This is a genomic window from Sediminicola sp. 1XM1-17 (assembly GCF_037203765.1).
Taxonomy (GTDB): Bacteria; Bacteroidota; Bacteroidia; order Flavobacteriales; family Flavobacteriaceae; genus Sediminicola.
Window position 1 is genome coordinate 436778 of sequence record NZ_JBBCAS010000002.1, and the last position, 13349, is coordinate 450126.

General features: G+C 40.4%; 11 protein-coding genes. 6 read left to right on the top strand and 5 right to left on the bottom strand.

Annotated elements, in window-relative coordinates; translation table 11 throughout:
* The first annotated feature begins 266 nt into the window (after positions 1-266).
* Complete coding sequence (locus tag WAA86_RS04970; protein ID WP_337299878.1) at positions 267-1691, top strand: L-serine ammonia-lyase; 1425 nt, start codon at positions 267-269, stop codon at positions 1689-1691.
* A gap of 3 nt (positions 1692-1694) precedes the next feature.
* Here the strand turns inward: WAA86_RS04970 and WAA86_RS04975 are convergent, their stop codons facing one another.
* Positions 1695-2147 carry a nuclear transport factor 2 family protein gene (locus tag WAA86_RS04975; protein ID WP_337299879.1) on the bottom strand — a complete coding sequence of 151 codons (453 nt, stop codon included), beginning with the start codon at positions 2145-2147 and terminating at the stop codon, positions 1695-1697.
* A 117-nt stretch (positions 2148-2264) separates the two neighbouring features.
* On the opposite strand from WAA86_RS04975, the gene panB reads away from it, so the two are divergent.
* Entirely contained in the window at positions 2265-3083 is an 819-nt protein-coding gene (gene panB, locus WAA86_RS04980; RefSeq protein WP_337299880.1) for a 3-methyl-2-oxobutanoate hydroxymethyltransferase, read from the top strand.
* A gap of 6 nt (positions 3084-3089) precedes the next feature.
* Entirely contained in the window at positions 3090-3788 is a 699-nt protein-coding gene (locus WAA86_RS04985) for an RluA family pseudouridine synthase (RefSeq protein ID WP_337299881.1), read from the top strand.
* Between the two features lie 5 nt (positions 3789-3793).
* Here the strand turns inward: WAA86_RS04985 and WAA86_RS04990 are convergent, their stop codons facing one another.
* A complete protein-coding gene (locus WAA86_RS04990) occupies positions 3794-4657 on the bottom strand; it encodes a DMT family transporter (protein WP_337299882.1) in 864 nt (287 codons plus the stop codon).
* 3 nt (positions 4658-4660) lie between these two features.
* Positions 4661-6205 (bottom strand): hypothetical protein, encoded by a 1545-nt coding sequence (locus tag WAA86_RS04995; protein WP_337299883.1) that lies wholly within the window; start codon positions 6203-6205, stop codon positions 4661-4663.
* Positions 6206-6351: 146 nt separating this feature from the next.
* Between WAA86_RS04995 and WAA86_RS05000 the strand changes: the two genes are divergently transcribed.
* Together WAA86_RS05000 and leuB are read left to right on the top strand one after the other, a co-directional pair.
* Positions 6352-7524 carry a 2-isopropylmalate synthase gene (locus tag WAA86_RS05000; RefSeq protein WP_337299884.1) on the top strand — a complete coding sequence of 391 codons (1173 nt, stop codon included), beginning with the start codon at positions 6352-6354 and terminating at the stop codon, positions 7522-7524.
* Positions 7524-8642 (top strand): 3-isopropylmalate dehydrogenase, encoded by a 1119-nt coding sequence (gene leuB / locus WAA86_RS05005; protein WP_337299885.1) that lies wholly within the window; start codon positions 7524-7526, stop codon positions 8640-8642. Before WAA86_RS05000 ends, leuB begins: the two co-directional genes overlap by 1 nt.
* A gap of 57 nt (positions 8643-8699) precedes the next feature.
* On the opposite strand, the gene WAA86_RS05010 is transcribed toward leuB, so the two are convergent.
* Positions 8700-9923 carry a peroxiredoxin family protein gene (locus WAA86_RS05010; protein ID WP_337299886.1) on the bottom strand — a complete coding sequence of 408 codons (1224 nt, stop codon included), beginning with the start codon at positions 9921-9923 and terminating at the stop codon, positions 8700-8702.
* A 293-nt stretch (positions 9924-10216) separates the two neighbouring features.
* Here WAA86_RS05010 and pheT point away from each other — a divergent pair, with 293 nt between their 5' ends.
* Positions 10217-12643, top strand: a complete 2427-nt coding sequence (gene pheT, locus WAA86_RS05015) for a phenylalanine--tRNA ligase subunit beta (protein WP_337299887.1) — start codon at positions 10217-10219, stop codon at positions 12641-12643.
* Positions 12644-12695: 52 nt separating this feature from the next.
* Here pheT and WAA86_RS05020 read toward each other — a convergent pair whose 3' ends face one another.
* Entirely contained in the window at positions 12696-13262 is a 567-nt protein-coding gene (locus tag WAA86_RS05020) for a fasciclin domain-containing protein (protein ID WP_443217565.1), read from the bottom strand.
* Positions 13263-13349 lie beyond the last annotated feature (87 nt).

Below are 13349 nucleotides of genomic sequence, written 5' to 3' on the forward strand. Positions count from 1 at the left end.
CAAGGTGGCAGACTACCGTGCACCTTAATGACAATAACGGACCAACTTTAACAATAATGAAGACACCTGCCTGCCGTTGACACACTCTGGACCACATCCACCACAACAAAGAAGGGAGTAGGGCCACAAACCTTTGATGTATGCATTTGATTGATTCTATGTCACTTAAAAGTTGTCGGGAGTTATTTACCGCAATAAACCAATTTCTCCTTCATTTTTTAGCGAAGAGAAACATATATTTGTTATCAACTTAATCGATTGCGTAAATGGAATGTATTAGCACTTTCGACATGCTTAAAATTGGGGTAGGACCGTCTAGTTCCCATACTCTTGGTCCGTGGAGGGCTGCTGAAAGGTGGATCAAAGAAATGAAGGAAGATGGTATCTTTGACCAGGTTTCTGCCATTAAGGTACACATCTACGGATCCTTGTCTCTAACGGGAAAGGGACACGCAACAGATTTGGCCATTATGCTGGGATTGTCAGGGGCAGATCCCGAATATATTCCCATTGAAGATATAAGTGGTATTGTTGAGGATATTAAGTCCAAAGGCACCATAAACTTCAACGGCGAAAAAGAACTTGCCTTTGATGCCAAACAGGATATTGTATTTGAAAGGGAATTTCTACCCTTCCATGCCAATGGGATGTTGTTTGAGGCGACGCTGGACTCTGGGGAAAAGATAGTGGAAACCTACTATTCTATTGGTGGAGGTTTTGTGGTCAAAGAAGAACGTGAGAATGCCAAACAAAACCTAAAGGTCTTTAGGACATTTCCCTTTCCCATTGTCAAGGGCACGGAACTCTTGGCCTTTTGTAAGTCTGAGAACAAATCTATTTCGGAACTTGTTTTGGAAAATGAGCGATCCCTGCGCTCTGATGATGAAATTGACCGGGAATTGCAACGTATATGGGATACTATGTTGGAATGCATGTATATAGGTTGTCATACAGAAGGCCATTTGCCGGGTGGTCTAAACGTCAGAAGGCGCGCCTATGACATGTGCCAAAGTTTAAAAGGGGACATTCCCTACAATACTCCCCAAGAGTGGTTGGAAGCCATCCGAAAGACCGAAGTAAAGTTTAGGCAAATTCTGAAGTGGGTAAGTTGTTTTGCCCTCAGCGTCAATGAAGTCAATGCTTCTTTGGGGCGGGTTGTAACTGCTCCTACCAATGGCAGTGCAGGGGTAATACCTGCCGTTTTGATGTATTACATGGTCATAGAAAACCATGATGCCACCTTCGAGCATGTAAAAAAGTTTTTGATGGTAGCAGGGGAAATAGGAAGTATCTTTAAAAAAGGAGCTACAATTTCGGCCGCTATGGGCGGTTGCCAAGCAGAAATTGGGGTTTCCTCGGCCATGGCGGCCGGAGCCCTTACCGAACTGATGGGCGGTACCCCAGAACAGGCCTTGATGGCAGCTGAAATTGCCATGGAACACCATTTGGGACTTACCTGCGACCCTATTGGGGGCTTGGTGCAGGTACCGTGCATTGAACGGAATTCCATGGGCGCCATAAAAGCTATCAATGCAGCAGAATTGGCAATGGATTCCAATCCGGAAAATGCCAAGGTCCCCTTGGACAAAGTGGTTAATACCATGTGGGAGACAGCCAAGGACATGAGTTCCAAATACAAGGAAACCTCTGAAGGCGGCTTGGCCGTTGGAGTTTATCTAAGTGATTGTTAATTCTTATTGGCAGCCTTCCTTGCGCCTAGTATCAATTATATAGATGATTTTCCACCCTTTTGAATCTCTTAACAATTGGAAGGAATTTACTCCACAGTGACTGATGTTATCATTGAGCCAAAATTCATAGGGTGTCCAAGCATGGGCCATGTCACCATCTATCTGGATATTGAAGGACAATAGTTTTTCCTCAAACTTGGTCGTGAAAGGTATACTTATAATGTGCTTTTCAAAATCACTGTAATTATCGGAACGCACAAAACTACGATCTTCTTTTTTCGCTATCGTCTGAATGATCACCTGATCTGAAACTACACTTCTTAATATTATGGAATCTTGTTGGTGGAACCCCTTGAAGAATGTCTCGATGGTTTGTTTAACGGTTTCCTTATCCGTGCTTTGGGCACTGATATTAAAATGATATAGGAAAAGGAAAAAACAGATTAAAATTCTCATTTTATGATTTTTGGAATCGAATTTCGAAAATAATTTAATTTTTTTAAAGCTGAAACTAGGAATCCTTAAAAGTTTTTGAACAAAACTCCTTACTTTTATCCTCCAAAATAAAATTTCATGTCTGTAGCCAAAAAAGAATACAAGAGGGTAACCGTAAAATCCTTGATAGAAATGAAAAGGAACGGGGAAAGAATTTCCATGTTGACTGCCTATGACTTTTCAATGGCAAAAATTGTCGACGATGCCAATGTGGATGTTATTCTTGTTGGGGATTCTGCCAGTAATGTCATGGCCGGGCATGAGACCACCTTACCCATTACATTGGATCAAATGATCTACCATGCCTCATCCGTGATCCGTGCCATAAAGCGGGCCTTGGTAGTGGTTGATATCCCATTTGGCAGTTACCAAAGTGATCCTAAGGAAGCATTGCGTTCCGCGATCAGAATTATGAAAGAAAGTGGTGCCCATGCGGTAAAAGTTGAAGGTGGCATAGAAATAAAAGAATCGGTAAAAAGAATTCTCAATGCGGGAATTCCTGTAATGGGACATTTAGGACTAACCCCACAGTCCATCTATAAATTCGGCACCTATACCGTTAGGGCCAAGGAAGAAGAGGAAGCAAAAAAACTTCTTGATGATGCCAAGTTATTGGAGAAATTGGGTTGTTTTGCCATTGTATTGGAAAAAATCCCGGCGCAATTGGCAAAAAAAGTAGCAGAGAGTGTCCATATTCCAGTTATAGGCATAGGGGCAGGAAACGGTGTAGACGGACAGGTATTGGTTATCCATGATCTTTTGGGGATCACACAAGAATTCAATCCAAGGTTCCTTAGAAGATATATGAATCTATATGAAGAAATGGGTAATGCCATTTCCCAATATGTCACTGATGTTAAGAGCAGGGACTTTCCCAATGAAGAAGAACAGTACTAGTTGATTTTGGAAGATAAAACAATTTCTACCGCCGAGAACCTTCAAGTTCTATACGAGGACAACCATCTTATTGCCATCAATAAAAGACCAGGAGATATTGTCCAAGGCGATAAGACAGGAGATGCCCCATTGAGTGAGGTGGTAAAAGAATACCTAAAAAAGAAATACAATAAACCAGGTAACGTATATTTAGGGGTTGCACATCGTTTGGACAGGCCAACATCTGGGATTGTTGTTTTTGCCAAAACATCCAAAGCGCTTCCCAGACTCAATAAACTTTTTGCCGATAAGGATGCCAAGAAAACGTATTGGGCAGTAGTTAAGAACGCCCCAGAGCAGCAAACTGCAACGCTTACCCATTGGATGAAGAGAAATACCAAGCAGAACAAGTCGTACGCCCATAAAAAGGAGGTCCCAGAAAGCAAAAAAGCAATTTTGGACTATCGATTGCTCAAAAAATTGGACAACTACTTTTTATTGGAAATTGACTTAAAAACGGGTAGACATCATCAGATACGTTCCCAATTAAATGCTATAGGAAGTCCTATCAAGGGAGATCTGAAATACGGTTTTGATCGCAGTAATAAAGATGGCAGTATCCACTTGCACGCCAGAAGCCTCTCTTTTGTGCACCCCGTCAAGAAGGAATTGCTTCAACTAATCGCCCCTCCTCCGGAAGAGCCTATTTGGAATGCTTGCTTATAAGTAAGTTATCTGTAGGTTCTCACACTTTCAATTACGACGGAACCCAAGATCAATATTCCACCAAAAATAGTCATTAAGGAAGGGATCTCTGCCAAAAAGATAGCTCCTATGATGATTCCATAGACCGGCTGTACACTACTGATAATACTGGCTGTGGTAATTGAAAAATATTTAAAAGTGTTCAAAAATAACGTGTGTCCAATGGCCGTGGTCAGCAAAGCGAGCGTTAATAATCCCTTCCATTGGCCGAGCACGCCCTCAGTTTCCATAAAGAAAAATACGGGTAATAGAACAGCGGATACGATGATCATCTGATAGCACATAAGGGATGAACCATTATAGTTCTTCACCCTTGCCTTTAACACCAAATTTCTCAAGGCATAGCATAGTGCGGACAGCACCCCCACCCCTACTGCAAGTGCATAGGAATTGCCCAACTCAAACTTTGGCACCAAAAAATAGATCCCGCCCAAGACCATAAGGCCCAACAATAAGTGAATTTTTAAAAATTTGGTCTTTAGAAGTATGGGTTCCAACAGGGATGTAATTACGGGATACGTAAATAGGGACAACATTCCAATGGCTACGTTAGACAATTTAAGGGCATAAAAATAGGTGATCCAATGAAGCCCCATAAATATCCCGCTCATAAAAATAGGTACGTAGTCCTTTTTATCTATCCGTAAAGATATTCCTCTCCATTTGCAGAAAAGCCATAATAACAAAAATGCCAAAAGGGCTCTGGAGGCTATGGTGATCGGCACTGGTAAGTCAATGAACCTACCCAGGGCACCTGATGTACTCACAAAGATCATGGCCAGGTTTATTTCCAATAAATGGACGAGATGTGGGTTCTTGGCGCTCAACAATAATTACCTAGTTAGTGCCAAAGCCTTTTCCCTGATTATCTCGGCCACCGGTCTATTTTCCAAATGACTCTCTAGCCAAGAAAGGATATCCAGATATAAAAATGCCCTTTTCTCGTAAGGATGGTCTTCATACTTTTTCAATTCATTATATAATTTTTGGAATTCGTCCTTGAGCTCATGGGGATAAATATTGCCCAGGTTCCTTAAGAACTTGATCATTTCCTTTTGAACGGCATGTAGGTCGTTCATTTTCAGCAAAAACTTATAGGTGCTCTTAAGCTGGACTTCCAAATGATAATCCATCCCGGCCTCATAATGGGCAACTAGGCTTAGGACACGGGCGAAGCACATCAGGTCCTCGCGCATTTTCAGGTTTTTGTTGTTGATGATTTTTTTAAGGTATTGAATGCAGGTCTTGTTATCTCCCATACTAAAATAAAGACATGCAATCTTGTAATAAAATACCATGACATGGTGCTCGTCTATACGCTCCTTATGTTTGTTGATCCCGTATTCTATAATTTTTACCAGATATAGGCCCTTTTCAAAAGTTCCTTCCATAAAATGGAGGTTCAATTTATTGGAATTGATGTACAAAAAAGCCAAGGATGAAATGTTGTCATTTTTTGGAAATTCCTCGCTATTGACCATCGCTTCCAGCCTATCCAGGGTTTCCTTGAACTGAGAGCTATATTTCACGTAGAACAGGGATTCCAAAAGATAGTGGTTGCCTTTTAGGAAAAAAACGGGATTCAAATAGATCATCTCCTTATTTTCATAAAATAGATCTACCCATTTGCTGGAATATTTATAGCAGGACAAGAAATCCTGGGTAAGAAAACTGTACCATAAATGGGCTTTATAAAGCCATAGTTTTTCTCTGAATCCAAGTTCATCAATATGGTAATCTGGCAAATGGTCATCAAAATACTTTTTAACTTCCTTTATTTCCGCATCGCTCCTCACATAACCTACTTTAAGCATCATGCCATATAATTGGAGGGATAGATTGGAAAGCTTACTGGTAATCACGTTCTGTTCGGATAGTTTTTTGGCCTGCATCGCCAATTCATCCGCCCTATCGGGAATACTCCTGGTTATATATTGGGTCTCAATTATCTTTTCCAACTCAACAATCTCGTAGGCTATATTCTTCTCTTCGTTGTCAATAGCCGTACTCTTTGCCTTATCTAATATTTTTAAGCTTTGCTTATAGAGTCCTTTTTGGTACAAAATAGTAGCAAAATCGAGCTGTTCCCTAATCTGTACCCGTATATTTTGGTTGACTGGATTTAATCTTAAACTCACCAGTATTTGCTTATAGAGGTGGGCCTTGAGATTGGATAACTGGGTTTTTTTAACAATCCCGCTTTCCAAAATGGCCTTTTCATCATAATCCTTCATCTTGTCCAAGAGGTTGAACAAGGCCAAAAACTTGGCATCCGTATTCACACCCAGTCTCCCTACATAGAGCTTAAACTGTCTCTTTTCTGACTTGGAAAGTGATTTTATCAATACAAACAAAGCATCTTTATGTGCAGTTGTCATCGTAATATTTATTATTTAATTAGCTGTAAATCAGAGTTTTAAATATAACAAAAAGTAACTTAACGTTGTAAATGTTTTTCTAGACTCCATCCAGTTGGTTAAGGTAGCCATATATTCGTATAGCTTACCTAAAATACACAAATATAATGAGCAAAGATAAAGTACAAATATTTGACACGACGCTGAGAGATGGAGAACAAGTCCCAGGATGCAAATTGGATACGAAACAGAAACTTGTTATCGCAGAAAGATTGGATGTATTGGGTGTAGACGTTATTGAAGCAGGGTTTCCCATTTCTAGCCCAGGAGATTTCAATTCTGTGAGTGAAATTGCAAAATTGGTGCAAAATGCTACTGTCTGTGGATTGACCAGGGCAGTAAAAAAAGATATTGAAGTTGCCGCTGAGGCTCTCAAATATGCAAAAAAACCAAGAATCCATACGGGAATCGGAACCTCTGACTCCCATATCAAATATAAGTTCAATTCCAATAGGGAGGCTATTATTGAAAGGGCCGTTGAAGCTGTAAAATATGCCAAGACCTTTGTTGAGGATATTGAATTCTATGCAGAGGATGCCGGAAGGACCGATAATGACTTTTTGGCCAGAATTTGTGAGGAAGTTATCAAAGCCGGTGCAACGGTGTTAAATATTCCCGATACCACGGGATATTGCCTTCCTGAAGAATATGGTGCAAAAATTAAGTATCTTAGGGACAATGTTACAGGCATTCATAAAGCAACGTTATCCTGTCATTGTCACAATGACCTTGGATTGGCCACTGCAAATTCGATTGCAGGGGTAATCAACGGGGCTAGACAAATAGAATGTACCATAAACGGTGTGGGTGAAAGAGCCGGTAACACTTCCTTGGAAGAGGTAGTCATGATATTGAGACAACATCCTTATTTGAATTTGGATACCAATATCAATAGTAAATTACTATATGATACCAGTTTGATGGTTTCACAAAAAATGGGAATGCCAGTACAGCCAAACAAAGCAATTGTTGGTTCCAATGCATTTGCCCATAGTTCAGGAATCCATCAGGATGGGGTAATTAAGAATAGGGAAACCTACGAAATTATGAACCCGGAAGATGTTGGTGTAACAGAATCCTCCATAGTACTTACCGCCAGAAGTGGTAGGGCTGCTCTGGCATATCGTTCCAAAAGAATTGGTTATGAACTAACAAAAGTTCAATTGGACGTTATTTATGAGGATTTCCTAAAATATGCAGATCGCAAAAAAGAAATCATGGATGAGGATATCCATGAAATCATCGAATCTAGTTCGATTAATATAGAAAAGGTAGCTTAATGAACCTAAATATTGCACTTTTACCTGGAGATGGCATCGGCCCTGAAGTATTGGCACAAGCAGTGAAATGCCTGCAGGCCGTAGAGGAAACCTTTAACCATCATTTTACCTATACCGAAGCTTCCATTGGAGCGGTGGCCATGGACCAAACTGGGAGTCCCCTTCCAGATGAAACCTTGGAAATCTGCAAAGCTGCTGATGCCATTTTATTCGGAACCATTGGTACGCTGAAGTACGATGAGAATCCGGATGCCAAAGTGAGGCCTGAGCAAGGGCTTTTGCAATTGCGCATGGAGTTGAACCTTTTTTCGAGTATTAGACCAGTCAAAATATTTCCAACCCTTTTTGAAAAGTCTCCCTTGAAAAAGGAGATCATTCTGGGAACGGATTTTGTAATCTACCGTGAACTGACCGGGGGGATCTATTTTGGGGAGAAAAAATTAAGCGCCGACGGCACGGTTGCCTCTGACCTTTGCCAATATTCTGAGAAAGAAATAGGGCGCATTGCCCATTTGGCTTTTAAAGCTGCAAAAAATAGAAAGCAGAAACTAACCGTAGTTGACAAGGCCAATGTACTGGAGACCTCCAGATTATGGAGAAAAGTGGTCAAAAAAATAGGGGAAAGTTATCCTGAGGTGACACTGGAATTTCTTTTGGCCGACAATGCTGCCATGCAGATTATGCTAAATCCCAAACAGTTCGATGTTATCCTGACAGACAATCTTTTTGGTGATATATTATCGGATCAAAGCAGTGCCATATGTGGTTCCAAAGGGTTATTGCCCTCTGCATCCATAGGGAATGATCATGCCATGTTTGAACCTTTTCACGGATCCTATACACAGGCCCAGGGAAAAAATATTGCCAATCCAATTGCATCCATACTATCGGCGGCAATGTTATTGAACCATTTTGGTTTAAATGAGGAGGCACAGGCCGTCATAGTTGCTGTTGACAAGGCCTTGAGAAAAAACATTTCCACAAAAGACATCAATGCTTCCAGTATATATGGAACCAGTCAGGTAGGTGATTTTATATCACAAAATATTATCGACTCGGAGGAAGACCTCAATTTCAATTATGAAAACATTGGTCTTGGGAAGTCGACCATTATATAAATTAAGTAGCTAAATTCTTTAGAAAAAGCCTTTTCAAAATTTTGAAAAGGCTTTTTTTTATTCGTTCAACAGGCTTCCGACCAAGGCGCGGAAATCCTTATCGAACTGATCATACTTATCGCCCGTAGCAGGTCCATTGAACCCTGTTGTAATCTTTCTGACCTTTCCGGTTTTATCCAGAACAATGGTTGTAGGATAGGAAAGGATATGGTTGAGCATAGGCAATTTTTCTTGGGCCAATTCCTTATCCGATGATCCGTACTGCGCAAGTAGGATGGGGTATTGAACTCCTATTCGTTCCTTTAGTCGGTTTATGGCCTTAAAAGCCGCTTCCTCCGTTTTAGCATATTCAAAAGACAATGCCACTACCTGTAAGTTGTTCTGCTTTTGTTCTTTTAAATAATTGACCAAATATTTTGTTTCGTCCAGACAATTGGGACACCATGTACCCATAATCTGTACGATGACCACTTTGTCCTGGAACTGTGGGTCCTCCAAGGAAACGGTATTACCATGGGTATCTGGAAACATAAATGATAATTTATCATACCCTTCCTTTATATAGGTCAAAGAGTCCTCATCTGGCAGTTCATAAGAGGCATTTCTTTTGGCGACAAATGGCTCCTTGAAGTGATCACCGGAATAGAAGGTACCGTTAAGTGTACTATCGGTCGCTTTTGCGATGAACATAAAAACATGGGCCCCATCGAAGGTAGAAAGTTTTAGGGAGTCACCATCCATCACTCCCTCCAAAAAACGATAATCACCCGTGGTGGTTCTAAAGGTACCTACTACCCTGTCCCCTGTCTGGGTGAACATACCCTTGCCCATATAGCTGTCGTCCGTATTGGGACTGAATTCAGTTTCCCAAATACCACCAATATTCTTTGTGGAAGGGGTTTTAACTTCAAATCTTCTTTCGACACCATAGGTAGCCTTGAAGTCAACACTCCGCTCCATACTTTCCTGAACAAACACTCCAACAATTTCTTCAGGCGTAAAAACACCACTGATATACCCTTCAAAAGCAGGCATTTTTATTAAGATGGAATCATTCTCGATAGCAATCTCGTCTATGGCCAAAACTTCGTCCGCATTATAGGATTCCATGAGGTAGCCTCCGGAAGCAGATTTGGATATTTTAAAATTAAAAGGCATCATTTGATGGTCCATCAATTTCATTTTGCCCAACCACATACCCTCCTTTAACGTTGAGGGCTCTGTATTTTTACAGGCCGTAAGAATTGAAAATACCGAAAGTAAGAAGGCAATTTTTTTCATGTGTGAGTTTTATATTTTGAAGGTCGATTTATGGCAAATATACTTACAATAAAAAATAAAAGGATTTCAATTGAATACCTATTGAATGTCTTATTGCATTGTTTTATCTTTGGGCACTTAAATATTCGGCATTCCATGGGGTTTTGCCAGGTTGATAAAATCCCAACAATGCATTTATCAAAAGAAAATATTTCAGATTGTTTCAATGCCTATATAAAATACCACATGCCTAGCATAGGTATTAACGAAGGCAGTCTCTAATTTGAACCCTGACAAAATAAAAGAAAGTATCAATGAAAATATCTTACAACTGGTTAAAACAGTTCATTAAAATTGATTGGGATTCCCAGAAGACAGGAGAACTATTGACCGATTTAGGATTGGAGGTTGAGGGAATAACCGCATTTGAATCTGTAAAAGGCGGCCTCAAAGGTATTGTTGTAGGAGAAGTTCTTACCTGTGTAAAGCATCCGAATGCTGATAAACTAAAATTGACTACCGTAGATATTGGTGCCGAGGCTCCTATACAAATTGTATGTGGAGCTCCCAATGTTGCTGCAGGACAGAAGGTTCCCGTAGCCACCATCGGTACAACGCTATACACTAAAGAGGGAGAATCTTGGACCATAAAAAAAGGCAAGATCCGTGGAGAGGAAAGCCAGGGAATGATCTGTGCCGAGGATGAGATTGGTCTGGGCAAGGGCCATGATGGTATTATGATCTTGGAAAATAGCCTGGTACCAGGTACTCCCTGCAGCAAAGTGTTTAAAATAGAACACGACGAGGTTTTTGAAATTGGACTTACGCCAAACCGTGCAGATGCGATGAGTCATTTTGGGGTGGCCAGAGATCTCAAAGCCGGTCTTAAGCAAAAGAATATCCAGAAAGAACTGATAACCCCATCGGTCAGCAATTTCATAGTGGAGAACAGGTCTCTAAAAATAGATGTGGCCGTTGAACAAAGTGAACTGGCACCTAGGTATTGCGGGTTAACCATGAGCAACCTCATTGTACAACCATCACCAGATTGGCTTAAAAACAGGCTAAAGGCCATCGGAATTACGCCTAAGAACAATGTCGTAGATGCCACGAACTACGTACTTCACGAATTGGGACAACCACTGCATGCTTTTGACGCTTCAAAAATAAAAGGACATAAGATAATGGTCAAGACCCTGCCAAAAGGTTCCAAGTTCACTACATTGGACGGAATTGAGAGGGAATTGCACGAGGAAGACCTTATGATCTGTGATGCCGAAAAACCATTGTGTATTGCGGGTGTTTTTGGAGGTGAGAATTCTGGGGTAACGGAATACACTACCTCCATCTTTTTGGAAAGTGCTTATTTCAATCCAATTTCAGTAAGAAAAACAGCAAAAAGACACGCATTGAATACAGATGCCTCTTTTAGGTTTGAAAGAGGGATTGATATCAACAATGTGGAATATAGCCTAATGAGGGCAGCTCTGTTGATCAAAGAAATTGCCGGTGGTGATATTACATCGGATGTTGCCGATTTTTATCCTAAAAAGAAGGATGATTACCAGGTATTCTTGACCTATGACAAAATTAATAAGTTGATAGGGCAGGAAATTCCGGAAGATACCATAAAATCTATTTTGGCGTCTTTGGACATTAAGGTTAAAAATGTTTCGGAATCAGGGATGGGCCTTGCCATACCCTTCTACAGGGTAGATGTGCAGCGTGAGGTTGATGTTATAGAGGAAATATTACGGGTCTTTGGATATAACAATATACAATCGAAAGAAAAGTTGAACGCCTCCATCGCTTCTACTTCTAAATTTGATGATTATAAATTACAAAATTTGATTGGGGACCAATTGTCTTCCCAAGGCTTTTATGAAATCCTGGCCAATAGCCTGACCACTCCAGATTACATCGCATTATCTTCAGACACCAAGGAAGAGGAGTCCGTGAAGATCATGAACCCACTCAGTACGGACCTATCTGTTATGAGACAGTCCATGCTTTTTCCAGGTTTGGAGGCCATCTCTTACAACAGCAATAGAAAAAAACAGAATATCAAGTTCTTTGAATTTGGCAAAACTTACCATCAACACCAATCTGAAAGGATCGAAAACAAGCATCTAAGTCTTCTGATCACCGGTAACAAGACCGAGGACAGCTGGAATCTTCCCACCCAACCTTCCAACTTTTATTTTTTAAAGGCCAGTGTGGAAAACATTCTATTGCGTTTGGGAATTGCAGAAACCAGTTCCTTGCCAACCCAAGCTGATGTCTTTTCTGAGGGTCTGACCCTAAATGTTCAGGACATTAAACTAGTGGAGTTTGGAGTTGTAAAGAAATCCATTACCAAGCATTTCGATATCAAACAAGAAGTGCTTTATGCCGATTTTGATTGGTCCGCATTGTTACAATTGATCCCTAGGAAAAGTATCATTTTCAAGGACATTCCAAAATATCCAGAGGTAAAAAGGGATTTCGCACTATTGTTGGACAACAAGGTAACCTTTAAGGAAGTACACGATATTGCTTTTGAAACGGAGAAAAAATTGTTGAAAAACATCAATCTTTTTGATGTCTATACAGGCAAGAACTTACCGGATGGCAAAAAATCATACGCCGTTTCCTTTACTATTCAGGATACAAAAAATACCCTGACCGATAAACAAATAGACAAAATAATGTCCAAGCTCAAAGCCAACTACGAAAAACAGCTGGGAGCAGAATTAAGATAACAAAAAAAGGCTGGATAAAATTCCAGCCTTTTTTTGTTGTTATTCGTTTTTATTACATTTCAGAAGAAGGCAACAAAACGGTGTCTATCACGTGGATAACGCCATTGGATTGGTTGACATCTGCAATGGTCACCATTGCCATAGATCCGTTGGCATCAGAAATAACTACACCTTTCCCTTTTTTCATAGCATAGATTTCCTGACCGTTTACTGTTTTAAAGGTGGCCTTTCCTTTACCCATTTTAATGGCATTCAAAATATCTGAAGCGCTCATTTTTCCGGCTACCACATGATAGGTCAAGACTCCTTGAAGAGCAGCTTGGTTTTCCATCATCAACAGATTGTCCACTGTTCCCATTGGCAACTTGTCAAAAGCAGCATTTACTGGGGCAAAAACGGTAAATGGACCTTCAGATTGTAAGGTGGCTACAAGATCAGCAGCCTTTACTGCAGCAACCAAAGTAGTATGGTCCTGAGAATTTACAGCATTCTCAACAATGTTTTTCGTTGGAAACATTTCTGCTCCACCCACCATTTTTGTGTCTTGTGCCATTGCTGGTACGGCCAACATAACCAATAAAATACCTAATACAGAATTTTTAATGTTTGAAATTTTCATAATACTTATTTTTAAGTTCAACATCACTTACGGAAATAAGTTGGGCGAGGTTTTAAAAAATAAATATATAATTGAAATAGACCGAAA